The sequence below is a fragment of the Stenotrophomonas sp. CS3K5 genome, assembly GCF_059515225.1.
Map to the genome: position 1 here is coordinate 422643 of NZ_JCAKRX010000003.1, position 23898 is coordinate 446540.

Below are 23898 nucleotides of genomic sequence, written 5' to 3' on the forward strand. Positions count from 1 at the left end.
CCCCGGCAAGCGGCGGCAGGACGAACGGTCAATCCGGGGCGACAGGCGTCAAAGGGTTGACAGACCCTGCCCTGCAGGCCGCCTGCAATGGGGTCGGAGCCCGGCGGGATCCGACCCCGGGCGTGTCAGGCCAGCACCTGGTAGCAGGGCTGGTACTCGCCGGAGATCTTCATCCGGCGCTGCTCGACGAAGGCGCGCAGCAGCGCATCCAGCGCCTGCATCATGTCCGGGTCGCCATGGATCTGGAACGGGCCGAACTGCTCGATGCGGCGCATGCCGTCTTCCTTCACGTTGCCGGCCACGATGCCCGAGAACGCCCGGCGCAGGTCGGCCGCCAGCGCGTGCGGTGCACGCCCGTGGTGCAGGTCCAGCGCGGCCATCGCCTCATGGGTGGGCACGAACGGCTGCTGGTACTCCCACGGAATCTCGATGGACCAGTTGAAGAAGAACGAATCCTTCTGCGCCAGGCGGTGCTCGCGCACGCGCTTGATGCCGCTGGCCATCTTCTTGGCCACCGCGACCGGATCGCCGATGATGATCTCGTAGCGTTCGGCAGCCGCATCGCCCAGGGTCAGGCGGATGAAACGGTCGATCTGCTCGAAGTACGGCGCAGCCACGGTCGGGCCGGTCAGGATCAGCGGGAACGGCAGATCCTTGTTCTCCTCGCGCAGCAGGATGCCCAGCAGGTACAGGATCTCCTCGGCCGTACCGACGCCACCGGCGAACACGATGATGCCGTGGCCGATGCGGACGAAGGCCTCCAGCCGCTTCTCGATGTCCGGCATGATCACCAGGTGGTTGACGATCGGGTTCGGCGACTCGGCGGCGATGATGCCCGGTTCGGTCAGGCCGATATAGCGGGTGACCGTCCTGCGCTGCTTGGCATGGGCGATGGTGGCGCCCTTCATCGGGCCCTTCATGGCGCCCGGGCCGCAGCCGGTGCAGATGTCCAGACCGCGCAGGCCCAGCTCGTAGCCGACCTGCTTGGTGTACAGGTATTCGTCGCGCGAGATCGAGTGGCCGCCCCAGCACACCACCAGGTTCGGGTCACCCGGGTTGAGGATGCGTGCGTTGCGCAGCAGGCCGAACACCGCGTTGGTGATGCCCTCGGACGATTCCAGCTCGGCCGCGTAAGCCGGGCCCATCTCAATGGCCATGTAGGCCAGGTCACGCACCACCGCGAACAGCAGCTCGGCCACGCCGCGGATGATCTCGCCATCGACGAAGGCCATCGCCGGCGCGTTGGAAAGATCGATGCGTACGCCGCGATCCTGCTGCGCCACCTGGATGTCGAAATCCGGATAGAGATCGCGCGCCGCGCGCGGATCGTCCGAGGCACTGCCGCTGGTCAGCACCGCCAGCGCACAGCGGCGCAGCAGTTCGTGCATGCCGCCGGCGGAGGCATCGCGCAGCCGTGCGACTTCAGCGCGCGATAGTACGTCCAGCCCGCCGCGCGGGTAGATCCGTGCATCCTGCACCGGCAGCGCACGGGCCGCCTTTTCGTTCGTGGTCATGTCCAATTTTTCGCTTCCTTCAAGGTTTCCGACTGTACTGCCGCCCCCTTAAAAAGCAAAACGGCCGGGAAGCCCGACCGTTGGATGTGTGCCGACCGCGCTCACCGTTCCGGGACCGCTCTGCGGCGTTGGCGCCGCGCACATTTCTGGATGCTACGCCGTTGCCCACCGACCTGCAAGGACTTTCGGCGCAAAGGAAAACGGCCGGGTTTCCCCGGCCGTTTCCGTCTACAGCGTGGCTACATCAGTGCATCAGAACTGGTAGCGGAAGCCCAGCTGCAGCGACCACTGCGAGACACCGGCATCGAAGCCGTCGGCATCCTGGTTGGCCACGCTCGGGGTGTCCGCGCCGGTGAAGTTGTACACGTACTTGCCCTGGTACAGACCCTGCAGGGTCGCAACACGGCTGTTGGCGTAGAAGCCGTAGTCGTAGATGTTGCCCCACTTCTTGTTCAGCATGTTGCCGACGTTCTGGATGTCGACCCAGATCTCCGACTTGTGCCCCTTCATGAAGCCCGGCAGCTGCTGGCTGATGCGCACGTCGAAGGTGTTGATCCAGCCGGTACGGAAACCGTTGGCCGGTGCCACGCTGCCAGCGTACTTCTCCAGCTGCGGGTTCTGTGCCAGCCAGGCGAAGAACTTCTTCTCCATGTCAGCATCGGCAACGAACTGGCCACTGGCGTTCAGCGCGCCGAACAGCACTTCACCGCGCTGCGGCACGTAGAACAGGTCATTGCCCGAACGGCCATCGCCATTGGCATCGTTGGCATAGATGTAGCTGAACGGACGACCGCTGCGGCCTTCATACACCAGGCCCACCTTGGTTTCGTAGTCGCCGAAGAACTTGTGCTTCCAGTTCAGCGAGCCCGACAGGCGGTCACGGATCTGGTAACGCGAGGTGGTCAGCTGATCGGCGTTGGCGTCGAAGGCGTACTGGTAGCCCCAGCCGGAACCGGCGGTGGAGCTGGTCAGCGAACCCACTTCCTTGGCATCGGTATAGGTGTAGCCGATGTTCCAGGACCAGTCGCTGTCATTGCTCCACGGCTTGGCCAGCGAGAAGGTGGCCTGCGAGGTGCGACCCTTGTCGGTGTTGTTGATCAGGTAAACCGCGTCGAAGTCACCGTTGGCGCGGTTGCGCACGTCACCGGTGGCCCACAGGCGGCCGTCGGCAGCCGGGTTGTAGTAGTTGACGCGACCGTCGGCACCGACCTGGCGACCCTGGCCCAGGTTCAGGTGCTGGTAGTACAGACCATCCTTGACCTTGGTGACCAGCAGTTCAGCCGACGCCACGATGCCGTACCACGGCAGTTCGTGATCCAGCGCGATGTTGGCCTTGTAGATCGACGGCAGCTTGAAGTCCTTGCCGACGAAGCTGACGTTCTGGCGCGCCAGGCCCGGGGTGGACGGAACCGGCTGGTTGTCCTTGTCCGCGTTGAACTGCTGCCCGTTGTAACGGGTGAGGTTGTAGGTGGTGTAGTTGAAGCCAGTGGTGGAGTAGCTGTTGCTCAGCCACACCTGCGGAGCGTCACCCTGGAACAGGCCCACGCCGCCGCGCAGCTGGGTCGGACGCTCGGTGTCGAAGGTGTAGTTGAAGCCCAGGCGCGGCTGGATCAGGAAGCTGCCACCAAACACCTTGCTGTTGTCATAACCGAAGGCGTTCAGCGCCTTCTGGTTGAAGGTCGGCGACGGGCTGGTGTCCGGACGGTCAGCGCGCACGCCCATGGTCAGGGTCAGGTTGCTGTTGACATACCAGGTGTCCTGCACGAACAGCGCCAGGTTGCTGAACTTGTAGTCAGCAGCGATCGAACCCGGCTGGTTTTCCTTGTTGTACAGGTAGGTCTGCCAGACACCCTTCTGGAAGTTGTCCAGGCCGTAGAAGGTGTAGGTGCCCCACGAGTTGGCGCCGAAGTAGTTGTAGATGTCGTTGGTGTCGTAGGAGGCACCGAACTTCAGGTCGTGGTCGCCCAGGGTCCAGGTCGCTGCGGCGTAATAGTTCCACGCCTTGGTCTTCAGGATGTTGTCCTGCGAGTTGGCTTCCGTACCCAGGTACAGCGAGTCACCCTGCGGGGTGGTGGCATTACGCGGGAAGTAGATACGGATGCTCGGGGCATTCGTCGGCACGTCACGGATCGAGGAGAACTCGCGGTACGAGGCCTTCAGCTCGGTCGAGAAGGTGTCGGTCCAGTCGCTGAACAGCTGCGCGACGTAGCTCTCGTTGGTCTTGCCCTGCTGGTACCAGTACGAGCTCAGCGACGCGGCCGAAGTCGAGTTCATGCCGTTGATGCGCAGCTTGCTCTGGTCGATCTTGCTGTAGCGGATGTTGGCACGGTGGTTGTCGCTGATGTTCCAGTCCAGCTTCAGCGCGTACTCTTCCATGGTGGTGTCGCCGTTGCTCTCGGTGCCGCCGGCCTCGAAGCCGTAGACGTCCCGGGCAATCTGCTGCGCGCGCGCCACATCAGCGGCGTTGAAGTTGGCATTGGCCTTGCCCAGCGCGGTGCCGGAGATGTCGGCGCCCGGAGCGGCCTGCTCGAACTTCTCGTAGTTGGCGAAGAAGAACAGCTTGTCCTTGACCAGCGGACCACCCAGGGTCATGCCGTAGGTCTTTTCCTTGGTGAAGCCCTTGAACGGCTGGCCTTCCGGGTTGTCGCCGAACCAGTCGCCATCACGGTAGGTGCCGTACACCGAACCGTGGAATTCATTGGTACCCGACTTGGTCACCGCGTTGACGGTGGCGCCGGCGGCAGCAGCGATGCTGACGTCGTAGTTGGACAGGTTGATGTCCAGCGCTTCGATGGCTTCCATCGCGACCGGCTGACGGCGGGTCGGCATGTTGTTGCCTTCCAGGCCGAAGGTGTCGCTGGCCGACACGCCGTCGATGTTGATCGAGTTGAAGCGCGGGTTCTGGCCGCCGGCCGAGATCGAGCCCGAGGCGCGATCGATGAAGGTCACGCGCGGATCCAGGCGCATCAGATCCTGGATGTTGCCGCCGATGGACGGCGCAACTTCGATCTGCTGCTGGCTGATGTTGGTGCCCGAGCCCATCTTGGTGGCGCTGAACACTTCCGAGCCGCCGCCGACAGCGGTGACCTGCACGGTGTCCAGGTTGGTCGCGCCGGTCAGATCGCCGGTCAGCGTCGCGTTGATGGTGCCGGTCTGGTTCACGCCCAGGTAGACGCCATCTTCGGTCTTGGTGCCTTCACCCGGCTTGGTGATGGTGATGCTGTACGGACCACCCACGCGCAGGCCGCGCGCGTTGTATCGACCGGCCGCATCGGTGGTCGCACGCGAAACCGTGCCCGACTCGGTATGGGTGATGGTGACTTCAGCGCCAGCGACGGGCTGGCCGCCGCGGGTCACGACCTGGCCGCCGACACCGGCAGAGGTGCTCTGGGCGAAGGCGGGAGCGGCAGCAAGTGCAGCCACGAGACCAAGGGTAAGCTTGGACATCCGGAGTGGGTGGGTCATTTTTCGGTAGCCTCGATGCGAGTTGGCGATGGCGGAAAAAAAGCGCATCCAAACAGCCCTGCGGGTGGCTGGTCGGAGAGTTATCTGGGGTTCCCTACCGCCTGGCTGAAGGCAGCCATAACGGTTAACACTAGATTAACACGCTACGCCTTCAATGTGACGGTTGTGCGACAAACGGCACCGGATCGCAACGCAATCGTGACGGGATCTTCATTCCGCCTTACGGCCACCTTCACACGGCGGCCGGGTCACCACTGGCATCGAGGATCTGCCCCCGCCAGGCGCCACCGGCGCCGGACAGCAGGGTCACAGCCGCCGCTGCGGCGGCCTCCGGGCCTTGCGCAGCCGGATCCTGGTCGACCGAGTAGGCGCGGGCCCGCAGGGCCGTGCGCAGGGGGCCGGGATAGAGGCCACTGACCCGCACCGGGCTGCGTCCGAGTTCGTCATGCAGGCTGCCGATCAACCCGCGCAGGCCGTGCTGGGCCACGCCGTAGCCGCCCCAGTAGGCCTGCCCGACCCGTTCGGGCGCGTCCACCGCGAACACCAGGGCCGCATCCTCGCGCTGCCGCAGCAGCGGCAGGCAGGCCTGCGCCAGCCAGGCCGGGGCGGTCAGGGTGACATGGAGGGCACGGGCGAAGCTGGCAGGATCGGCCAGTTCGAACGGCGTCAACCCCGGGAAATGGGCGGCACAGACCAGCACGCCGTCCAGCCGCCCCAGCTCACGCTGCAGGGCCTGGGCCAGCTCGGCATAGTCATCGGGTCCGGCCCCTTCCAGGTCCAGCGGGTACAGCAGGGGTTCGAGGCCAGCGGCCTGGACCTGGGCATAGACGCGATCCAGCCGGCGCGGCTTGCGCCCCAGCAGCACCACGGTCGCGCCGGCTGCGGCGGCCGCGACCGCCGCAGCGCTGCCCAGGCCGCCGCCGGCGCCGGCCACCAGCACCACACGGTCCTGCAACGGGCGGCCATCGAGCGCCCCCTCCGTCGGTGACGTCGATGGCTTGGCACTCATCCCTGCGTGGCCTCTTCGACGATGCGCTTGAGCTCGCCGGATTCGAACAGCTCCATGACGATGTCACAGCCGCCGATCAGCTCGCCGTTGATGAACAGCTGCGGGAAGGTTGGAAGATTGGAGAAGCGCGGCAGGTTGGCACGGATCTCCGGCTCTTCGAGCACGTTGACGGTGCGCAGGGTCACGGCACCGGCGGCCATCAACGCCTGCACGGCGCGGCTGGAAAAGCCGCACATCGGGTACTGCGGAGAGCCCTTCATGAACAACACGAGCGGGTAACGATCGACCTCGGCCTGGATTTGCTGCATTACCGCCACAACCTCACTCCTTGCTTCGCCGGACAAACCGACCGTGATGGTCGGCTAGACTGCCCACGGTAGCCGCCATTGTAAGCCGATGGAACCAGCTGCCGCCGCCCCCTGGCCACGAACCTGTCCATGCCCGTCGAATTGCCCGCCCTGCCCTACCTCTCCGGCTCCCTGCAGCCGCACCTGTCCGCCCAGACCGTGGAGCTGAACCACGGCCGGCATCACCGCGCCCATGTCGATGCGGTCAATGCCGCCATCCTCGGCACGGAATGGGAAGAAGCCCCCCTGGAAGACATCGTCCGCCACAGCCAGGGCGCGCTGTTCGACGCAGCGGCGCAGGCCTGGAACCATGGCTTCTACTGGCAATGCCTGCGCCCGCGGGGCGGCGGCGAGCCGCAGGGCCGCCTCGGCGAGCTGATCAAGCGCCAGTTCGGCGACCTGCAGCGACTGCGCGAAGAGTTCAACCGCACCGCACTGAGCCTGTTCGGCTCCGGCTGGGTTTGGCTGGTGCAGCACCCGGGCGGGCAGCTGGGCATCCAGGCGACCCGCAATGCAGGCACCCCACTGACCGGCGAAAGCACGCCACTGCTGGGCTGCAATCTGTGGGAACACGCCTACTACACCGACTACCAGAACGACCGCGCGCGTTATCTGGACGCGTTCTGGCAACTGGCCAACTGGGAATTCGCAGAGAGCCAGCTGCGCTGAGGCAACAACCCGGCTCTATCGGAAAGCAGCGGCTGGCGCCCTGTTTCAACGCGGAATCCACGCGCACGGTCTGGACGCGTTCTGACAACGGGTCAACCGGGAGTTCACCGAAGCCCGCCCTCAGGTAGTGCCGGCCGCTGGCCGGCAACCCCGTAGGCGCACAGAGAAGGCGGATCTGCCGGCCAGCGGCCAGCGGCCAGCGGCCGGCACTACCGGAAAACAGAACGGTGCCTCACGCGTTCTCGTGCGCCCCCACCGCGTCCATCACCCGCGCCGAATACACCAGCGCCGCACCGGCATTGAGCGATACCGCCACACCCAACGCTTCTGCGATTTCCTCGCGGCTGGCGCCCTGCTTCAACGCCGCATCCACGTGCACGGTGATGCAGCCATCGCAGCGGGTGGTCACCGCCACCGCCAGCGCGATCAGTTCACGGGTCTTGGCATCAAGGTGATTGGTCTGGGCACCCGCGTTGGACAGGGTGGCATAGCCCTTGAGCGTATCCGGCGAGAGTTTGCCGATCTCGCCGATGCGGCCCTTCAGTTCCTTGCGGTAGGCATTCCAGTCAAGCATGGTCGTGACTCCTGTGAAAGGAGCTCCACGCTATCACCGGCAGTGTTGCGCCGATGCCTGCACCGGCGCGTCACAGCGTTGCAATGCCGGCCAGCGGCCGGCACTAGCGGGCTCAGCGGTGGCGCAGCGCGTGCACCGCCGGCGCCACCTGCGCCTGCCGGTCCAGCTCCAGCCCGACCTGCTCCAGCGCGTCTGCCAGTGCAGCGGCATCGTCGTCGCGCAGCGTGGCGTGGCCGACCTTGCGGCCTTCGCGCGGCTGCTTGCCGTAGTCATGCCAATGGCCGCTGGCCTGGCCCAGCACCGGCAGCGGATCGGGCATCGCCCCCAGCCAGTTCAGCATGCAGGCGTGGCCGAGCATGCGGGTGCTGCCCAGCGGCAGGCCCAGCACGGCGCGCAGATGGTTCTCGAACTGCGAGGTCTCGCTGCCTTCGATGGTCCAATGGCCGGAGTTGTGCACGCGCGGCGCCATCTCGTTGGCCAGCAGTTCGCCATCACGGCAGAACAGCTCCAGCGCGAACACGCCGACATACTGCAGATGCTCGGCGACGCGACGCGCATAGCCGACCGCGGCGTCGTGCTCGGCGGCGGACAGCACCGCCGGCGCCACGCTGGCCGACAGCACGCCGTCGACATGCCAGTTGCCGGTCACCGGCCAGGCCAGGAAGCTGCCATCACGGCCACGCACGGCGACCACGCTGACTTCGCGCTGGAAGGCGACAAAGCCTTCCAGGATCAGCCCGGTGCGCTCGACCTGGGCTCCGAGCGCCTCCCATGCGGCGTCGATGTCGGCCGTGCTGCGCAGGCGGAACTGGCCCTTGCCGTCATAGCCCAGGCGGCGGGTCTTGAGGATGCACGGCAGGCCAAACTCGGCGGCCTTGGCGGCCAGTTCGTCACGGCTGCGGATATCGGCGAAGGCCGGCAGTGGAATGCCCAACTGCTGGAACAGGGTCTTCTCGCTCAACCGGTCCTGGGCCACGGCCAGCGCCGACGGCGGCGGGTAGACCGGCACCTGTTCGGCCAGCCACTGCGCACTGTCGGCCGGCACGTTCTCGAAATCGAAGGTGACCACATCCACCTTGGCGGCGAAATCTGCCAGCGCCTGGCGGTCGTCGAAGGCGGCGACGGTGAGCGGGGCCAGCGGCCCGCTGCAGGCGTCAGCGGCCGGGTCGTACAGCTCAAAGCGCAGCCCCAGCGGTGCACCGGCCAGTACCATCATGCGGGCGAGCTGGCCGCCGCCCAGAATGCCGACGGTCAGACTCATTGGCGCGGATCGTCGTGAGCCATCACGTCTTCGGTCTGGCGCGCACGGAAGCCATCGAGCGCCTGGCCGATCGCCGGCTGGTCGCTGGCCAGCATCGCCGCAGCAAACAGCGCGGCGTTGGACGCGCCGGCATTGCCGATGGCGAAGGTCGCGACCGGGATGCCGGCCGGCATCTGCACGATCGACAGCAGCGAGTCCATGCCGTTGAGGGCCTTGGACTGCACCGGCACGCCCAGCACCGGCACGGCGGTCTTGGCGGCGATCATGCCCGGCAGGTGCGCGGCCCCGCCGGCACCGGCGATGATCGCGCGCAGGCCGCGCGGGCCCGCCTGCTCGGCGTAGCTGAACAACACATCCGGCGTCCGATGCGCGGACACCACCTTCACTTCGAACGGAACACCCAGGGCTTCAAGCTTCTGGGCGGCGTGCTGCATGGTTTCCCAGTCGGAACGGGAACCCATGACGATGCCGACAAGCGGCGCGATCGGGTTGGGGGTCATTGGCCGTCACCTGCCTTAAAGACGTATTCTAGCCGTCTTCCACGCAAGACGAAGAACCATGGATCGCAAGCTGCTCGACCTGCTGGTGTCGCCGGACACCCGCCAGCCCCTGTCCCTGCTGGATGGCAAGGGCCTGGAAGCCCTCAACAAGGCCATTTCCGCCGGCGCGGTGAACAAGGCCGATGGCAACCCGATGGCGCAGCCGCTGCGCGAGGCGCTGGTCACCCGCGACCGCAAGCAGGTGTTCCGCGTCGACGACGGCATCCCGGTGCTGCTGGCCGAGGAAGCCATCCCGACCGCGCAGATCGCCGACTTCCCGGCCGCATGAGCACGCATCCGGCGCCGGATGCGGCCGTGGTCGCCGCCGATGTCGCGCGCGCGCTGGCCGAGGATCTGGGCAGTGGCGACGTCACCGCCGCCCTGCTGCCCGACCAGGCCGACAGCGCCTATCTGCTATGCAAGCAGGACGCGGTGATCGCCGGTCGCCCCTGGTTTGACGCCACCCACCGCGCGCTCGATCCGGAGGTGCGCATCGAGTGGAGCGTTGCCGAGGGCGACACGGTCACCGCCGGCACCGTGCTGGCCCTGCTGCACGGGCGCAGCCGCAGCCTGGTCAGTGCCGAGCGCACCTCGCTGAACTTCCTGCAGACCCTGTCCGGCACCGCCACCACCACCGCCCGCTACGTGTCCGCGGTGGCCGGCACCGGCACGCGTATCCTCGACACCCGCAAGACCCTGCCCGGCCTGCGCCTGGCGCAGAAATACGCGGTGCGCTGCGGCGGCGGCGAGAACCACCGCTTCGGCCTGTACGACACGGTGATGCTGAAGGAGAACCACATCCGCGCCGCCGGTTCGCTGGCGGCGGCGGTGGCTGCCGCGCGCCGCCAATGGCCGGCATTGCCGCTGGTGGTCGAAGTGGAAGATCTGGCGCAGCTGCGGCAGGCGCTGGAAGCCGGCTGCGAGCGCATCCTGCTGGATGACTTCAGCCCGGATCTGCGCCGCGAGGCAGTACGCATCACCGCCGGCCGCATCCCGCTGGAGGTGTCCGGCAGCGTGGGCCTGGGCGGGCTGCGTTCGATTGCCGAGGATGGCGTGGACTGCATTTCCATTGGTGGCCTGACCAAGCATGTGCAGGCCATCGATCTGTCGTTGAAGCTGGGCCCGCCGCCGGGTTGAGGCCGGGCTTGGGGTCAGATCCCTTTTCCCATGGAAAAGGGATCTGACCCCGCTCTCACACCCGGCGTTCACGACGGCGCTGCGACGCTGCGGTCATCCCCCACAGGAGCCGTGCATGCGCCGGATGCTCTTGCCTGTCTGCCTGCTGCTGGCTGCCGCGCCGTCGTCCGCTGCCGCCGCAGAAGCCTGCGACGTGCCGCCCCGCTTCGGCCTGAGCCCGTTGGCGGTGGCCATCCGCAACACCGCCTGCAACGAACACCGGCTGTGGTTCCGCCCCTTCATCGATCGCGATGGCCGCGCCGCCAGCCTCAGCGTCACCGAAGCCGAAAGCGATCATCTGGCCGACAACGGCCTGATCGCCTGGCGACGCGTTGCCGGCTACTGGCGTGACAGCGGCACGCTCAATGCAATGGGCAGCATCGCCGGCGCCAGCAGTTGCCTGGCGCCCTTGGGCACGCGCTACACCGACAGCGACTGCCGCGCGTTCCTGGTCGACAACCCGTGGTCGGCAGCGTTCATTTCCTGGGTGATGGTCCGCGCGGGCGTGCCGGGTTTCAACACCTCGCCACGCCACATCGATTACATCCGCGCCGCCTATCAGGCGGGCCCTTCGGGCGTGCCGTATCGGCTGGTCGACCCGGCCACGGCCAGGCCGGCGCCGGGTGACCTGCTGTGCTTCCTGCGCGACCGCAGCACCACCCTGAGCTACAGCGGCCTGGTGCAGGCGCTGGGCAACGGCTCGGTGGGCCACTGGAAATCTCACTGCGAGGTGGTGGTGGCCGCCAATCTCGGCGGCGACCAGACCCTGTATCTGGTCGGCGGCAACGTGATGAACACCGTGGCGATGCGGCTGCTGCAGCTGGACCGCACCGGGCTGATCCAGTTGCCGCCGGCACGCGAGCGCAACAGTACCGGCATCGATCCCAGCTGCACGCCGGGCCGCGAGGACGAGTGCAGTTTCAACCGCCAGGACTGGGCAGCGCTGCTGCAGCTGACGGCAACGGCGCCGCTGCTGACGCCGTCATCGGGCGCCACACCGGTGCAGCCGGCTCCAACGCCGCAACCTGTGGTCGTTCCGCCGCAACCAACGCGGTGATGCCGGCGCTTGATCCAGCGCCCGTTCGCCGCCATCTTTGCCGGATCGACACCTGACGGCTGACGCCATGCCTACCCTGCTGCTGTTGCTGATTGCCGGCGGAATCATCTACTTCTTCTGGAACGCGGCACGTTCGGCCGCTGAGCGCGCCGTCGAACTGGGCCGCAATGCCTGCCGCGCCGCCGATGTGCAGTGGCTGGACCAGGCGGTGCACGCCACCGGCCTGCGCCTGTCGCGCGGCGAGGATGGCCGGCTCGGCTTCGAGCGCACCTTCAAGTTCGAGTATTCCTACGACGGCATCGATCGCCACGTGGGCCGCATGGTGCTGCGCGGCGACCAGCTGATTTCATTCACAGGGCCGGGCGCGGCGCGGATCAGCCAGATCCGGCCGGATGTGGAGGATGCCGAGGATGTGTAAGCGCTGAAGGTGTGCCGACCAACGGTCGGCACCTACCGTTATTTGACCACGCGCAGGGTCGGGCGCCCCTTCGGCGGCGGGCTGGACGGCGGCGTATCGTCCGGCGGCGTGCTGTCGTCATGCAGCAGCTCGTCGCTGGTCGGCGCAGTCTCGTTGCCCGGAATGTCATCCGGCAGTGCCATGCCCTGCCCGGTCTCACGGGCGTAGACAGCCAGCACGGCGCTGATCGGCACCTGCACCGGGTAGCTGGTACCGGAGAAGCGCGCCGAGAAGCTCACCATCTCGTTGTCGATCATCAGCCGCACGACGGCACGTTCGGCGATATTGAGCACAACCCGGCCATCCTTCACCGCCGAAGGCGGCACCTGTACGCCGGGAACGCCAGCGTCGACCAGGATGTGCGGGGTCAGCTGGTTGTCGTTGATCCATTCCACCAGCGCCCGCAGCAGGTACGGGCGGTGGCTGGTCATGTGGAAGAAGTCTTCGGTCATGCGTGAAGTGTACGCGCCCGGCGCCCCCGGCGGGGCGGATCGCCTGCACACCGGTCGGCGTGCAGACGGGTAGACCACCGCCGGATCAGAGCGGCAGGTCGCGCAGCTTCTTTTCCTGGTCGGTCAGGCTGCGGACGAACCCCGGGTGGCGGAAGATGCGGTTGCCGTAGTCTTCGATCGCCTTGCCGTCCTTCGGCAGCGGCACATCCAGCGACTGCAGGCGCCAGATGATCGGCGCCATCGCGCAGTCGGCCAGGCTCATTTCCGGATTGAGGAAGAACTTGCTGGCCTTGAACAGCGGCAACGACGCGGTCAGCAGCTCCTTCAGGCGCTTGCGCCCGGCCTCGGCCTGGGTCTTGTTGCCCAGCTGGATGGCCTGCACCTGTGGCACCCAGTCGTGCTCGATGCGCAGCATCGCCAGGCGGATGCGCGCACGCGAAAGCGGATCGACCGGCATCAGCGGCGGATGCGGGTAGCGCTCGTCCAGGTACTCGCTGACCACCGACGCGGCGTACAGCACCAGCTCCCGCTCGACCAGGGTCGGCACCGAGTGATAGGGATTGAGGTCGATCAGGTCTTCAGGCGGATTCTGCGGATCGACCGGAACGAAATCGAAAGACACCCCCTTGGCCGCCAGCACCAGGCGTACGCGGTGGCACAGTACGTCGTCGTTCGAGGAAAACAGCGTCAGTGTATTGCGCATGCGTACGCTCGCCGCCATCAAAGGCTCTCCTACGACAGGAGACCGCCTGCCGCATCGGCGCCGCCAGCACCGTGCCAGCGGTCGACTCCTCCCCGAGTGTGCAACCGGCCATCACAAAAGCCAATAGGCTTGCGTGATCGCCGGCGGCAGAATCAGTGAACGTCCTTCCAGTATTCCTTCTTCAGCAGATACAGCAGGAAGGTCAGCAGCGCCAGGAACAGGATCACCCAGACGCCCAGCTGCTGGCGCTTGAGCGCGGCCGGCTCGCCGGCATATTCGAGGAAGTTGGTGATATCACGCACCGCCTGGTCGTACTGGCCCGGATCGACCGCACCGGGCGTTTCGATCTTCAGGCCGGTCACCGGCGGGTCCATCCCCGGCGCCTCGGGCTTGCCATGCACCGCGTGCTGCAGGCCCTGCATCTCCCACAGCGGGTTGGGCATGGACGCATTGGCGAACAGAGCGTTGTTCCAGCCCAGCGGGCGGCTGCTGTCAAGGTAGAACGACTTGAGATAGGTGTAGACCCAATCGCTGCCCCGTACACGCGAGATCAGGCTGAGGTCCGGCGGCATCTTGCCGAACCACTTCTCGGCGTTTTCCTTGGGCATCGCCACCGGGATCGGATCACCGATCGCCGAGCCGGTGAAGTTGAGGTTGTTCATCACCTCTTCCTCGGTCAGGCCCAGATCCTCCGCCATCCGTGAATAGCGCAGGTACTTCAGCGCATGGCAGCCGGAACAGTAGTTCATGTACAGCTGCGCGCCGCGCTGCAGCGACGCCCGGTCACCGAGGTCGTTGCCGGCCTGCAGCAGCTTGGTGCCGCCTTCGGCGGCGGAGGCCAGGAAACTGCCCAGCATCAGGGTGGCCGCCAGGGCCAGCCGGACCATCCAGCGCTCAGTCATGCGTGGTCACCCTCTCCGGTACCGGCTTGGTCTTGTCCAGCCTTGTCCATAGCGGCATGGTGATGAAGAACGCGAAGTACAGGAAGGTCAGCACCCGCCCGATGTAGGTCTCGTGCACGTCGGTGCCCGGGCCGGAGCCGATCACGCCCAGCCACACGAAGCACACCGCCAGCACGCCCAGCATCACCTTCGAGATCCAGCCGCGGTAACGCACCGATTTCACCCGTGCCTTGTCCAGCCACGGCACCAGGAACAGGATCGCGATGGCCGAGAACATCACCAGCACGCCGCCGAGCTTGTTCGGCACCACGCGCAACATCGCGTAGTAGGGGGTGTAGTACCAGACCGGCTTGATGTGCTCCGGGGTCACCAGGCGGTTGGCCTCGGTGAAGTTGTCATGCTCCAGGAACAGGCCGCCGAAACCGGGCGCGAAGAAGATGATGAAGGCGGCGATGATCAGCAGGAAGCCGGCGCCAACGCCATCCTTGAGCGTGTAGTACGGGTGGAACGGAATGCCATCGGCCGGCGCATTCGGCGACCAGCGGTTGCCCTTCGGGCCCTTCTTGATCTCCACGCCATCGGGGTTGTTCGACCCCACTTCGTGCAGCGCGCCCAGGTGCAGCACCACCAGCAGCAACAGCACCAGCGGCAGGGCGATGACGTGCAGCGCGAAGAAGCGGTTGAGCGTGGCGTCACTGGGCAGGTAGTCGCCCATGATCCACTCGGTCAGGCCGTTGCCGATCACCGGTATCGCGCCAAACAGCGAGATGATCACCTTGGCGCCCCAGAACGACATCTGGCCCCAAGGCAGCACGTAGCCCATGAAGGCTTCGGCCATCAGCACCAGGTAGATCAGCATGCCCAGGATCCACACCAGCTCGCGTGGCTTCTGGTAGCTGCCGTACAGCAGGCCGCGGAACATGTGCAGGTAGACCACGATGAAGAACAGCGAGGCACCGGTGGAGTGCATATAGCGGATCAGCCAGCCCCACTCCACATCACGCATGATGTATTCGATGGAGCCGAACGCCTCGGCGGCGTTGGTCTTGTAGTGCATCGTCAGGAAGATGCCGGTGACGATCTGGTTGACCAGCACCAGCAGCGCCAGCGAACCGAAGTAGTACCAGATGTTGAAGTTCTTCGGCGCGTAGTACTCGCTGACGTGCTTGCGGTACACCGGCATCAGGCCCGGCGCACGGGCGTTGACCCAGTCGGCCACGCCGCTGGCGGTACGGCTGAGGATATTGGCCATCAGGCAGCCCCCTGCGGATCGACACCGATGATGATGGTGTTGTCGTCCTGGTAGTGGTGCGCAGGCACCTTCAGGTTGATGGGTGCCGGCACGTCCTTGAAGACGCGGCCGGACATGTCGAAGCGCGACTTGTGGCAGGGGCAGAAGTAGCCGCCTTTCCACTGCGGGTCATACGGTTCGGGCCGGATCTCGGCGACCATTTCCGGCGAGCAGCCCAGGTGCGTGCACAGGCCGACCAGCACGGAGATGTCCGGCTTGATGGAGCGCAGCTCGGGATTCTGCTTGAGCACGTAGTCCGGCTGCTGGTCCTTCTCGCCGGACTCGGGGTCCTTGAGGCGGCCGTCCAGCCCGTGCAGCGCATCGAGGATGGCCTTGGACCGCTTGACGATCCAGATCGGCTGGCCGCGCCATTCCACGATCAGGCGTTGGCCTTCCTGCAGGGCGCTGATGTCGGCCACCACCGGTGCGCCGGCAAGCTTGGCGCGGGCACTGGGGTTCCAGGACTTGATGAAAGGAACTGCGGTGAATCCGACGCCGACGGCGCCCACCACAGCTGTGGTGGCAGAAAGAAAACGCCGACGTCCGGTGTTGACTGGATCGTGTACCCCATCGTTGGCCATCCGGCACTCCGATATTGATTAGGTAGCTTTAAGGCTGCCAGCGGTTCCGGTGGGGGCCAGAGCCGCATTGAATCCTGGACGAGTGTAGCGGAACCGTCGCGCGCCACACAACGCACTGCAACAACTCTTTCAAAATCGTGCCGACTGGCAGTCGGCACCTACCTGTTCGAGGGTGTGCCGACTGACAGTCGGCACCTACTGGTGACTCAGGGCGGTTCGGTAACGCTCGGCCAGCTGGCCGACCCGGCGCACGTAGTACTGGGTCTCGCTGTACGGCGGCACGCCACCATGACGGTCGACCGCGCCCTCTCCAGCGTTGTAACCCGCTGCGGCCAGGGTCAGATCGCCGTTGAAGCGCTTCAACAACCACGCAAGATACTGCACGCCGCCGCGGATGTTCTGCCCGGCGTCGTAGGAATCGCTTACGCCGAACCGCGCGGCGGTGGGCGGCATCAGCTGCATCAGGCCCTGCGCGCCGGCGCGGCTGAGCGCGGTGGGGTTGTAGGCCGACTCGGCATGGATGATCGCGCGCACCACCGCCTCGTCCACGCCGAACTCGCGCGCGGCCGAGGTGATCTCGCTCTGGAAGGCCGTGGTGTTCAGACGCACCGTGCCGAAGTCGACCCGCGGGTTGACCCCGCAGGCATAGCAGCGCTCCATGAAACTGTAGCGGATGGTGCGCACCGGGCCGAGGTTGGCGACCTGGGTCGGGCGTGCGCTGGTGTAGTGACGCACGCCATCCTTCATGAAGGAATAGACCTGACCACTGACCATGCGTCCGCCGCGAGACGCTGCCGGCGCGGGTGCGGCGGCGGGCAGCGGCGTGGGTGTGGCCATGGCCGGCGCGGCGGCACTGGCGGCGACCGCGACCGGATTGCGCTCGATGCTGGCCACCGTGGCCGTCGCCGGCTTCGGCGCCGCCAGCATGGGACGCGGCGCCGGGCGGGTGTCGCGGCTGTAGCTGATCGTGCTGCAACGGGCCCCGGCCACGCGCTTGCTGACATAGCTGGTGACGCCATCGGCGCCCTGGCACTTGAACAGGGTACCGGCGCTGGCCGGCGCAGCGGTCAGCGCAGCGATGATGATCGCCGTTGTCCCCAGTATCCCCTTCATGGCCGCGAGTGTCCCAGCTTCGCCGGAACTTGCCAAGCCACGCGGCTCAGCCTGTGACCGGCGGCACAGCCAGTACCTGCCCCAGCCCGGCCAGCCGTTGCGCCAGCTCCTCACGCAGGCTGGGCGGCGTGGTCCACAGCGCCACCGGTACCCGGTCCAGGCTGAGAATCTGCGCCAGCATCATGCCGCGGCTCTCGGCGCCCATGCGCAGCAGGCAGTGGTCGGGGCCATCCGCTTCCAGTAGGCCACACCACGGCGGGATGCGACCTTCCAGCTCGGCGCGGCTGCCGGCCAGGCGCACGATGGCCTGCAACGCGAACGGCGCCTGGCTGACCGCCTGCCGCACCATCACGTCCGGCGGTGCCGGGGTGCGCCGATGCAGGCCCGGCTCGGTGCACTCGCGCACCGCGCCCATCCGGTCCACGCGCAGGGTGCGCCAGTCCTGGCGCCCCAGGTCCCAGGCCAGCAGATACCAGCGCCGGCCATAGTTGACCAGGTGCTGGGCCTCGACCTCGCGCTGGGTGACCGCGTCCTGCGCGCTGCGGTACTCGAAGGCCAGCCGCGAGGCCTGCCGGCAGTGCTGGGCCAGCCGGCCGAGCAGGCGTGCATCGGTGGCGGGCAGATCGGACAGGGTGGCGGTGGCCGCATGCACCTCGCCCGCCTGCTGTCGACGGCGGGTCGGCACCAGCGGGTCAAGCTTGGACAGCAGGCCGCGCGCGGTGTCATCGATGCCGGCGACGGTGGCCGAGGCCGCACGCAGGGCAATGGCCAGCGTGGTGGCCTCCTCCTCGTCCAGCAGCATCGGCAGCACCGGCGCACCGGCCCCGAGCTGATAGCCGCCGCCGACCCCGGCCGAGGCCTGCACCGGGTAGCCGAGTTCGCGCAGGCGCTCGATGTCGCGGCGGATGCTGCGCCGGTCCACGCCCATGCGTTCGGCCAGTTCGGCCCCCGACCACTGGCGGCGGGCCTGCAACAGGGAGATCAGGCGCAGCAGGCGATGGGCGGTATGGCGCATGAAGGATCGAGGACAGAAGTCGTCCGCAATGGTGCCTCAGGATGGGCTCCAGTTCACCACCCACTGCAAGGAGCACTGCCATGACCTCACGCCAGATCACCCTGTACCACGCCGCCCGTTCGCGCTCGAGCGGCGCGGTGGCCCTGCTCGAAGCACTCGGTGCCGACTACCGCATGCAGGTGCTGGACCTGAAGGCCGGCGCCAACCTGGCCCCGGCCTACCTGGCCATCAACCCGATGGGCAAGGTGCCGGCCATCGTCCACAACGGCGCTCTGGTGACCGAGCAGGTGGCCATCTATCTGTACCTGGCCGACCTGTACCCGGAAGCCGGGCTGGCGCCGCCGATCGGTGATGCCCTGCGCGGCCCCTACCTGCGCTGGATGGCCTTCTACGGCGCCTGTTTCGAGCCGGCGATGATCGACCGCGCGATGCGCCGCGACCCGCCGCCGCAGTCGATGTCGCCCTACAACGACGCCGAGACCGTGCTGCAGGTGATCGAGGCCCAGCTGGCGCAGGGGCCGTACCTGCTGGGTGAGGTGATGAGTGCCGCCGACGTGCTGTGGGGCAATGCGCTGGCCTGGACCACGGCCTTCGGCCTGGTGCAGCCGGCGCCAGCAACGGCCGACTACATCGCCCGGATGAGCGCGATGACCGCCTTCGACCGATCGCGGCAGATCGATGCGGAGCTGGCGGCGGCGTAAGGACGCCCGCCGGGCACGGCCCGGCGCTACCGGGGCCGCCGGGATGCGGGTAGCGCGGGGCCGTGCCCCGCGAGCGCACAGCGCGGCGGGTGGCTCGGGATGCGGGTAGAATTGCTGCCTTTCCCGCCACCCGAATGGATTAAGCGCCATGACCGGGACGCCAGACGTCTTTCCGCCCGCCACGCCGGGCGGTACCCCGCTCGTTGCCCTGCCCACTGGTCCGCGCAAGCCCGACCAGGTGAAAGGCAAGCTGTACATCAAGACCCACGGTTGCCAGATGAACGAGTACGACTCGGCCAAGATGGCCGACGTGCTCGCTGCCAGTGATGGCCTGGAACTGACCGATACCCCGGACGACGCCGACGTCATCCTGGTCAACACCTGCTCCATCCGCGAGAAGGCGCAGGAGAAGGTGTTCAGCCAGCTGGGCGTGTGGAAGGGCCTGAAGAACAAGGGCCGCGAGGTCATCATCGGCGTCGGCGGCTGCGTCGCCTCGCAGGAAGGCGAGGCGATCATCAAGCGCGCGCCGTTCGTGGACCTGGTGTTCGGCCCGCAGACCCTGCATCGCCTGCCGGAACTGATCCGCGCCCGTCGCGAGCAGAAGCGCCCGCAGGTGGACATCAGCTTCCCCGAGATCGAGAAGTTCGACCGCCTGCCGGAGCCGCGCGCCGAAGGTGCTTCGGCGTTCGTGTCGATCATGGAAGGTTGTTCCAAGTACTGCTCGTTCTGCGTGGTGCCCTACACCCGCGGCACCGAGGTCAGCCGCCCGTTCGAGGACGTGGTGGTGGAAGTGGCCCAGCTGGCCGCGCAGGGCGTGCGCGAGATCAACCTGCTCGGCCAGAACGTCAATGCCTATCGCGGCCCGTATGGCGACGGTGAGTTCGCCGACCTGGGCCTGCTGATCCGCACCATCGCCGAGATCGACGGCGTCGGCCGCATCCGCTTCACCACCTCACATCCGCTGGAGTTCAGCGATTCGCTGATCGATGCATTCCGCGACGTACCGCAGCTGGCCAACTTCCTGCACCTGCCGGTGCAGGCCGGCAGCGACCGCGTGCTGTCGGCGATGAAGCGCGGCTACACCGCGCTGGAATTCAAGTCGAAGATCCGCAAGCTGCGCGCGGTGCGCCCGGACATCTCGATCAGCTCGGACTTCATCGTCGGCTTCCCCGGCGAGACCGACGCCGACTTCGAGAAGACCATGAAGCTGATCGAGGACATCGGCTTTGATCACAGCTTCTCCTTCATCTATTCGCGCCGCCCGGGCACGCCGGCGGCGGATCTGGAAGATACGATCAGCGATGCCGAGAAGCACGCGCGCCTGTCGCGCCTGCAGGAGCGCATCAATGCGCACGCCGCCGGCATCTCCGAAAAGATGGTCGGCACCGTGCAGACGGTGCTGGTGGAAGGACCCTCGCGCAAGAACCCGAACGAACTGACCGGCAAGACCGAGAACATGCGGTCGGTGAACTTCCCGGCGCCGGCGCGCTTGATCGGCCAGTTCGTGGATGTGGTGATTACCGAAGCACTGACCAATTCGCTGCGCGCGCGGGTGGTGGCCGAATAAGGCGTGCCGACCAACGGTCGGCACCTACCGGCATTGATGCCGGCCAGCGGCCGGCACTACCGGATGGCATGCTTCAATCCAGGCGCTTGCGGAAACGCAGGATCGCCAGCGTCATCATCACCACGATGAAGGCCAGCAGCGCCAGCGCGTCGTGCCACAGCTCCCACAGCGAAGCACCGCGCAGCATGATGCCGCGCACCAGGCGCAGGAAGTGGGTCAGCGGCAGCACTTCGGCCAGCCACTGCACCGGTCGTGGCATGCCGGCGAACGGGAACATGAAGCCGGACAGCAGGATCGACGGCAGGAACAGGAACAACGTCATCTGCATCGCCTGGAACTGCGAGCGCGCGCGCGTGGAGATCAACAGACCCAGCGCGAGGTTGGCCAGCACTAGCAGCACCGCGGCCAGGTAGATATCCAGCAGGCTGCCGCGGATCGGCACCTGGAACAGCCAGGTGCCCAGCACCAGCACCAGCGTGGTCTGCAGCAGGCCAATGGCCGCATAGGGCAGCACCTTGCCCACCATCAGTTCGCTGCGCGATACCGGCGTGGCGATCAGCAGCTCCATGTTGCCGCGCTCGCGTTCGCGCACCACCGCCACCGCCGTGAACATCACCAGGGTCATGGTCAGGATCACCCCGATCAGCCCCGGCACGATGTTCACCGCCGAGCGCCGCTGCGGGTTGTAGAAACTGGTCACGCTGACCTGGCCGCTGGCGATGCTGCCTTCGCGCAGCGGCCGCGTGTTGCGGGTCGGGCGCGTGTCGAGCGGCACCTGCGCCAGCTGGATCGCCGCACTCTGCACCACAGTGTCGCTGCCATCGACCAGCACCTGTACCGCTTCGCGCCCATCGAAACGGCGACGCTCGAAATCTGCCGGTACCACGATGCCGACACTGATCTCGCCGCGGCGCAGCGCCTGCATCAGCTGGTCCGGACTGTACGCTTCGCTGCGCGGGGTGATCACACCGGTGACGACCATGTCCTGCACCAGCGCGCGCGAGGCCGCGCTGTTGGCCTGGTCGGCCACACCCGCATCAAGGTGGCGCAGGTTGAGATTGATCGCATAGCCGAACAGCAGCAGCTGCATCACCGGAATGCCGACGATCATCGCCAGCGTGATGCGGTCGCGGCGCAGCTGCCGCAGCTCCTTGAGCATGATCGCCCACAGCCGGCGCAGGTTCATGCCGCCGGCTCCCGGCCACGACCGCGGGTGGCGGCGACGAACACGTCTTCCAGATTCGGCGCCACTGCCTCGATGCGCGCCTGCGCATCGGCACCGGCCAATGCGCGCTGCAACGTGGCCATGTCGGCCGCGTCTTCACTGCACAGTACGCGCAGCTGCGTGCCGATCTGCGCCACGCTCAGCACCCCGGGCAGTTCGGCCAGCGCGCGGCTGGCCTGGCGCGGCTGCGACGCGGTGACCCGCAGCGTGCGCCCCTGCAGCCGCGCGCACAGTTCTGCCGGCGTGCCATCGGCCACCAGCGCGCCGCGATCCAGAATCGCCAGCCGGTGGCAGCGCTCGGCTTCGTCCATGTAGTGGGTCGAGACCAGCACAGTGGTGCCGGCGTCGGCCAGCTCGAACAGCGCCTCCCAGAAATCGCGGCGCGATTCCGGGTCGACCGCACTGGTCGGCTCGTCCAGGAACAGCAGTTCAGGCCCATGCACCACCGCACCGGCCAGGGCCAGGCGCTGCTTCTGCCCGCCGCTGAGCGTGCCGGCCAACTGCGGCTGCCGATCCTGCAGCCGATACTGCTGCAACAGTGCATCGACGCGCTGCCGGGCCTGCGCGCGCGGCAGATCCTGGATGGCCGCGAGGAACTCCAGGTTCTCGCGCACCGACAGGTCTTCGTACAGCGAAAAGCGCTGGGTCATGTAGCCGATGCGGCGGCGTAGCGCTTCGGCCTGTTCCGGCACCGACAGGCCCAGCACCTCGATCTGCCCCGCGCTCGGCTCCAGCAGGCCGCACAGCATGCGGATGGTGGTCGACTTGCCCGAGCCGTTCGGGCCGAGGAAGCCGTAGACCTGGCCGCGAGGCACGGTCAGGTCGACATTGTCCACGGCCAGCAGATCGCCGAAGCGGCGGGTCAGGCCCTGCGCATGCACGGCAATGTCGTCGCCGGTGTTCAGAAGCTCACCCGCAGCGGCAACCCGGCCGGCAGTTTCTGCATGTCGGTCGCCTCGTCCACTTCGATCTCGGCCAGGTAGCTCAGCCGCGCGACGTCGTCACCGGTCAACGCGTAGTACGGCGTGAATGAAGGCTCGCTGCGGATCGAGCGCACATGCCCCTTCAACGCAGCGGCCTGCCCTTCCAGATGCACCTGCGCGGCCTGCCCGACCTTGACCTGCAAGCGTAGCGGCTGCGGCAGGTAGACGCGCGCATAGGGACGCTCGCCGACCAGCATCACCGCCAGCGGTGCGCCCACCGGGGCCTGGTCGCCCTGCCGATAGGGCAAGGCGTCGACCACGCCATCGCGGGGGGCGCGCAGTTGCAGCTTCTGCAGGTTGACGCCCTGCACCACCTGCTGCGCCTGCGCAGCGTCCGCCGCCGCCTGGCCCTGCGCGATGTCCTGCGCGCGGCTGCCATGCACCAGCTCCAGCCAAGCCTGCTCGGCGGCGCGCACGCTGGCCTCGGCATTGCCGGCGGCCGCCCGCGCACGGTCCAGCTCGGCGGCGGCGATCAGGCGCTGGCGTGCCAGCGGCTGCACCCGCCGGTAGTAGGCACTGGCCTCGGCGGCCTGCGCGCGCAGTGCGGCCAGCTGTGCCTGGGCCTGCGCGATCTGCTCCTGGCGCGGGCCGATCTTCAGTTCTTCCAGCTGCGCCTGCGCACGCGCGGTATCGGCCTGTGCGACGGCGAACTGGGCATCACCGCGGGCCGGGTCCAGCTGCATCAGCACGGTGCCGGCCTTGACCTGCTGGCCTTCGCGCACCTCCACCGCTGCAATCACTTCGGCCGCCGGGGCCGGCACGGTGACCCGGTCCCATTCCAGCGTTCCCAGTGCAGTCGGTGGCGCCTGGCCACAGCCTGCCATCAGGGCCAGGCCCACCAGTCCGAACCCACGCATGCCGTTGCCCATGTCCATCCCCTCCAGCGACCGCGCTACGGTGCCATCTGCCCCGTGCACCCGCGATGATCCCGATCCGCCCTGACGGTTTTTTCACCACACCCTGGCAGGCCTTGTGCCGTCAGGGTCTGGTCCACCTATCCACAGGTTGATTCGGCATCATTCCACAGCGGGTGTGGAAAAGCGGCAGGAGGATGGCCGGATTGCTCGCCTGGCAATGGAACGTGCGCCGGCGGCAGGATGGACCGCATGGCGACAGGGGCGGTCAATCCTTCTCTTCACCTGGCAACCCCAGCTTGGTCGTCCCAAACCCGTACTTGGTTTCCATCAGCTTCTTCACCGGGCCCATGCCCTCCACGCTCATCTTTCCGTCCGGCGTGCCGCAGCGAGTGCCGACCTGTGTTCTGGCGTACTGCAGCTCAGCTTCACGACTGCGCTTG

At 67.1% G+C, this 23898-nt stretch carries 24 protein-coding genes; 7 read left to right on the top strand and 17 right to left on the bottom strand.

Annotation, left to right across the window (positions count from 1 at the left end):
* Positions 1 to 125: 125 nt before the first annotated feature.
* The 4 genes from ppnN to grxD form a co-directional block, all read right to left on the bottom strand.
* Positions 126 to 1514 (bottom strand): nucleotide 5'-monophosphate nucleosidase PpnN, encoded by a 1389-nt coding sequence (ppnN, locus tag AC5YGJ_RS07110; RefSeq protein ID WP_496186147.1) that lies wholly within the window; start codon positions 1512 to 1514, stop codon positions 126 to 128.
* Between the two features lie 252 nt (positions 1515 to 1766).
* Positions 1767 to 4961, bottom strand: a complete 3195-nt coding sequence (locus tag AC5YGJ_RS07115; RefSeq protein ID WP_309333730.1) for a TonB-dependent receptor — start codon at positions 4959 to 4961, stop codon at positions 1767 to 1769.
* Between the two features lie 250 nt (positions 4962 to 5211).
* On the bottom strand, positions 5212 to 5988 hold the full coding sequence (locus AC5YGJ_RS07120; RefSeq protein WP_496186148.1) for an SDR family NAD(P)-dependent oxidoreductase: 777 nt from the start codon (positions 5986 to 5988) through the stop codon (positions 5212 to 5214).
* Positions 5985 to 6305 carry a Grx4 family monothiol glutaredoxin gene (gene grxD, locus AC5YGJ_RS07125; protein WP_057495823.1) on the bottom strand — a complete coding sequence of 107 codons (321 nt, stop codon included), beginning with the start codon at positions 6303 to 6305 and terminating at the stop codon, positions 5985 to 5987. Before grxD ends, AC5YGJ_RS07120 begins: the two co-directional genes overlap by 4 nt.
* A 120-nt stretch (positions 6306 to 6425) precedes the next feature.
* Between grxD and AC5YGJ_RS07130 the strand changes: the two genes are divergently transcribed.
* Positions 6426 to 7004 carry a superoxide dismutase gene (locus AC5YGJ_RS07130; RefSeq protein WP_496186149.1) on the top strand — a complete coding sequence of 193 codons (579 nt, stop codon included), beginning with the start codon at positions 6426 to 6428 and terminating at the stop codon, positions 7002 to 7004.
* Between the two features lie 232 nt (positions 7005 to 7236).
* On the opposite strand, the gene AC5YGJ_RS07135 is transcribed toward AC5YGJ_RS07130, so the two are convergent.
* The 3 genes from AC5YGJ_RS07135 to purE all read right to left on the bottom strand — a co-directional run bounded on the left by AC5YGJ_RS07135 (position 7237) and on the right by purE (position 9339).
* The gene (locus AC5YGJ_RS07135; RefSeq protein ID WP_496186150.1) at positions 7237 to 7578 is read right to left on the bottom strand and encodes a carboxymuconolactone decarboxylase family protein; all 342 of its coding nucleotides are present in this window, start codon (positions 7576 to 7578) and stop codon (positions 7237 to 7239) included.
* Between the two features lie 112 nt (positions 7579 to 7690).
* Complete coding sequence (locus AC5YGJ_RS07140; protein ID WP_249844499.1) at positions 7691 to 8839, bottom strand: 5-(carboxyamino)imidazole ribonucleotide synthase; 1149 nt, start codon at positions 8837 to 8839, stop codon at positions 7691 to 7693.
* Positions 8836 to 9339, bottom strand: a complete 504-nt coding sequence (gene purE / locus AC5YGJ_RS07145) for a 5-(carboxyamino)imidazole ribonucleotide mutase (RefSeq protein ID WP_279920603.1) — start codon at positions 9337 to 9339, stop codon at positions 8836 to 8838. The genes AC5YGJ_RS07140 and purE overlap by 4 nt, the downstream gene beginning before the upstream one ends.
* A 58-nt stretch (positions 9340 to 9397) precedes the next feature.
* Here purE and AC5YGJ_RS07150 point away from each other — a divergent pair, with 58 nt between their 5' ends.
* The 4 genes from AC5YGJ_RS07150 (at position 9398) to AC5YGJ_RS07165 (ending at position 12029) form a co-directional block, all read left to right on the top strand.
* On the top strand, positions 9398 to 9667 hold the full coding sequence (locus tag AC5YGJ_RS07150; RefSeq protein ID WP_057495820.1) for a Trm112 family protein: 270 nt from the start codon (positions 9398 to 9400) through the stop codon (positions 9665 to 9667).
* On the top strand, positions 9664 to 10515 hold the full coding sequence (gene nadC, locus AC5YGJ_RS07155; protein WP_496186151.1) for a carboxylating nicotinate-nucleotide diphosphorylase: 852 nt from the start codon (positions 9664 to 9666) through the stop codon (positions 10513 to 10515). Before AC5YGJ_RS07150 ends, nadC begins: the two co-directional genes overlap by 4 nt.
* Before the next feature lie 115 nt (positions 10516 to 10630).
* The gene (locus AC5YGJ_RS07160) at positions 10631 to 11611 is read left to right on the top strand and encodes a DUF2272 domain-containing protein (RefSeq protein WP_496186152.1); all 981 of its coding nucleotides are present in this window, start codon (positions 10631 to 10633) and stop codon (positions 11609 to 11611) included.
* Positions 11612 to 11678: 67 nt separating this feature from the next.
* Positions 11679 to 12029 carry a DUF3301 domain-containing protein gene (locus tag AC5YGJ_RS07165; RefSeq protein ID WP_005415950.1) on the top strand — a complete coding sequence of 117 codons (351 nt, stop codon included), beginning with the start codon at positions 11679 to 11681 and terminating at the stop codon, positions 12027 to 12029.
* 38 nt (positions 12030 to 12067) lie between these two features.
* Here AC5YGJ_RS07165 and AC5YGJ_RS07170 read toward each other — a convergent pair whose 3' ends face one another.
* The 7 genes from AC5YGJ_RS07170 to AC5YGJ_RS07200 form a co-directional block, all read right to left on the bottom strand.
* Positions 12068 to 12520 (bottom strand): ClpXP protease specificity-enhancing factor, encoded by a 453-nt coding sequence (locus AC5YGJ_RS07170; protein ID WP_249844503.1) that lies wholly within the window; start codon positions 12518 to 12520, stop codon positions 12068 to 12070.
* A gap of 85 nt (positions 12521 to 12605) precedes the next feature.
* Positions 12606 to 13241 (bottom strand): glutathione S-transferase N-terminal domain-containing protein, encoded by a 636-nt coding sequence (locus AC5YGJ_RS07175; protein WP_496186153.1) that lies wholly within the window; start codon positions 13239 to 13241, stop codon positions 12606 to 12608.
* Positions 13242 to 13375: 134 nt separating this feature from the next.
* Positions 13376 to 14125: a cytochrome c1 gene (locus AC5YGJ_RS07180; protein WP_249844504.1), complete on the bottom strand. Its 750-nt coding sequence runs from the start codon at positions 14123 to 14125 to the stop codon at positions 13376 to 13378.
* The gene (locus AC5YGJ_RS07185) at positions 14118 to 15377 is read right to left on the bottom strand and encodes a cytochrome b (protein WP_006429450.1); all 1260 of its coding nucleotides are present in this window, start codon (positions 15375 to 15377) and stop codon (positions 14118 to 14120) included. Before AC5YGJ_RS07185 ends, AC5YGJ_RS07180 begins: the two co-directional genes overlap by 8 nt.
* Positions 15377 to 15997, bottom strand: coding sequence for a ubiquinol-cytochrome c reductase iron-sulfur subunit (petA, locus tag AC5YGJ_RS07190; protein WP_004151998.1), 621 nt, complete (start codon positions 15995 to 15997; stop codon positions 15377 to 15379). The genes AC5YGJ_RS07185 and petA overlap by 1 nt, the downstream gene beginning before the upstream one ends.
* Before the next feature lie 195 nt (positions 15998 to 16192).
* A complete protein-coding gene (locus AC5YGJ_RS07195) occupies positions 16193 to 17110 on the bottom strand; it encodes a lytic transglycosylase domain-containing protein (RefSeq protein ID WP_496186154.1) in 918 nt (305 codons plus the stop codon).
* A gap of 46 nt (positions 17111 to 17156) precedes the next feature.
* The gene (locus AC5YGJ_RS07200; RefSeq protein ID WP_309333677.1) at positions 17157 to 18125 is read right to left on the bottom strand and encodes a helix-turn-helix transcriptional regulator; all 969 of its coding nucleotides are present in this window, start codon (positions 18123 to 18125) and stop codon (positions 17157 to 17159) included.
* A gap of 80 nt (positions 18126 to 18205) precedes the next feature.
* Here AC5YGJ_RS07200 and AC5YGJ_RS07205 point away from each other — a divergent pair, with 80 nt between their 5' ends.
* Positions 18206 to 18826, top strand: coding sequence for a glutathione S-transferase family protein (locus AC5YGJ_RS07205; RefSeq protein WP_107233026.1), 621 nt, complete (start codon positions 18206 to 18208; stop codon positions 18824 to 18826).
* Between the two features lie 148 nt (positions 18827 to 18974).
* A complete protein-coding gene (gene miaB, locus AC5YGJ_RS07210; protein ID WP_180865496.1) occupies positions 18975 to 20393 on the top strand; it encodes a tRNA (N6-isopentenyl adenosine(37)-C2)-methylthiotransferase MiaB in 1419 nt (472 codons plus the stop codon).
* Positions 20394 to 20466: 73 nt separating this feature from the next.
* Here the strand turns inward: miaB and AC5YGJ_RS07215 are convergent, their stop codons facing one another.
* Genes AC5YGJ_RS07215 through AC5YGJ_RS07225 form a run of 3 tightly spaced genes read right to left on the bottom strand, consistent with a single transcriptional unit; the run spans position 20467 to position 23476 of the window.
* The gene (locus AC5YGJ_RS07215; protein WP_496186155.1) at positions 20467 to 21579 is read right to left on the bottom strand and encodes an ABC transporter permease; all 1113 of its coding nucleotides are present in this window, start codon (positions 21577 to 21579) and stop codon (positions 20467 to 20469) included.
* Entirely contained in the window at positions 21576 to 22499 is a 924-nt protein-coding gene (locus AC5YGJ_RS07220; RefSeq protein WP_496186156.1) for an ABC transporter ATP-binding protein, read from the bottom strand. Before AC5YGJ_RS07220 ends, AC5YGJ_RS07215 begins: the two co-directional genes overlap by 4 nt.
* Positions 22500 to 22519: 20 nt before the next feature.
* Positions 22520 to 23476: an HlyD family secretion protein gene (locus AC5YGJ_RS07225; RefSeq protein WP_496186157.1), complete on the bottom strand. Its 957-nt coding sequence runs from the start codon at positions 23474 to 23476 to the stop codon at positions 22520 to 22522.
* Positions 23477 to 23898 lie beyond the last annotated feature (422 nt).

What these genes read in the sequence shown, in the direction of transcription:
- ppnN (WP_496186147.1), bottom strand. Translation starts at nt 1,514, where the DNA reads ATGACCACGAACGAAAAGGCGGCCCGTGCGCTGCCGGTGCAGGATGCA.
- AC5YGJ_RS07115 (WP_309333730.1), bottom strand. Translation starts at nt 4,961, where the DNA reads ATGTCCAAGCTTACCCTTGGTCTCGTGGCTGCACTTGCTGCCGCTCCC.
- AC5YGJ_RS07120 (WP_496186148.1), bottom strand. Translation starts at nt 5,988, where the DNA reads ATGAGTGCCAAGCCATCGACGTCACCGACGGAGGGGGCGCTCGATGGC.
- AC5YGJ_RS07130 (WP_496186149.1), top strand. Translation starts at nt 6,426, where the DNA reads ATGCCCGTCGAATTGCCCGCCCTGCCCTACCTCTCCGGCTCCCTGCAG.
- AC5YGJ_RS07135 (WP_496186150.1), bottom strand. Translation starts at nt 7,578, where the DNA reads ATGCTTGACTGGAATGCCTACCGCAAGGAACTGAAGGGCCGCATCGGC.
- AC5YGJ_RS07140 (WP_249844499.1), bottom strand. Translation starts at nt 8,839, where the DNA reads ATGAGTCTGACCGTCGGCATTCTGGGCGGCGGCCAGCTCGCCCGCATG.
- purE (WP_279920603.1), bottom strand. Translation starts at nt 9,339, where the DNA reads ATGACCCCCAACCCGATCGCGCCGCTTGTCGGCATCGTCATGGGTTCC.
- AC5YGJ_RS07150 (WP_057495820.1), top strand. Translation starts at nt 9,398, where the DNA reads ATGGATCGCAAGCTGCTCGACCTGCTGGTGTCGCCGGACACCCGCCAG.
- nadC (WP_496186151.1), top strand. Translation starts at nt 9,664, where the DNA reads ATGAGCACGCATCCGGCGCCGGATGCGGCCGTGGTCGCCGCCGATGTC.
- AC5YGJ_RS07160 (WP_496186152.1), top strand. Translation starts at nt 10,631, where the DNA reads ATGCGCCGGATGCTCTTGCCTGTCTGCCTGCTGCTGGCTGCCGCGCCG.
- AC5YGJ_RS07165 (WP_005415950.1), top strand. Translation starts at nt 11,679, where the DNA reads ATGCCTACCCTGCTGCTGTTGCTGATTGCCGGCGGAATCATCTACTTC.
- AC5YGJ_RS07170 (WP_249844503.1), bottom strand. Translation starts at nt 12,520, where the DNA reads ATGACCGAAGACTTCTTCCACATGACCAGCCACCGCCCGTACCTGCTG.
- AC5YGJ_RS07175 (WP_496186153.1), bottom strand. Translation starts at nt 13,241, where the DNA reads ATGGCGGCGAGCGTACGCATGCGCAATACACTGACGCTGTTTTCCTCG.
- AC5YGJ_RS07180 (WP_249844504.1), bottom strand. Translation starts at nt 14,125, where the DNA reads ATGACTGAGCGCTGGATGGTCCGGCTGGCCCTGGCGGCCACCCTGATG.
- AC5YGJ_RS07185 (WP_006429450.1), bottom strand. Translation starts at nt 15,377, where the DNA reads ATGGCCAATATCCTCAGCCGTACCGCCAGCGGCGTGGCCGACTGGGTC.
- petA (WP_004151998.1), bottom strand. Translation starts at nt 15,997, where the DNA reads ATGGCCAACGATGGGGTACACGATCCAGTCAACACCGGACGTCGGCGT.
- AC5YGJ_RS07195 (WP_496186154.1), bottom strand. Translation starts at nt 17,110, where the DNA reads ATGAAGGGGATACTGGGGACAACGGCGATCATCATCGCTGCGCTGACC.
- AC5YGJ_RS07200 (WP_309333677.1), bottom strand. Translation starts at nt 18,125, where the DNA reads ATGCGCCATACCGCCCATCGCCTGCTGCGCCTGATCTCCCTGTTGCAG.
- AC5YGJ_RS07205 (WP_107233026.1), top strand. Translation starts at nt 18,206, where the DNA reads ATGACCTCACGCCAGATCACCCTGTACCACGCCGCCCGTTCGCGCTCG.
- miaB (WP_180865496.1), top strand. Translation starts at nt 18,975, where the DNA reads ATGACCGGGACGCCAGACGTCTTTCCGCCCGCCACGCCGGGCGGTACC.
- AC5YGJ_RS07215 (WP_496186155.1), bottom strand. Translation starts at nt 21,579, where the DNA reads ATGAACCTGCGCCGGCTGTGGGCGATCATGCTCAAGGAGCTGCGGCAG.
- AC5YGJ_RS07225 (WP_496186157.1), bottom strand. Translation starts at nt 23,476, where the DNA reads ATGGACATGGGCAACGGCATGCGTGGGTTCGGACTGGTGGGCCTGGCC.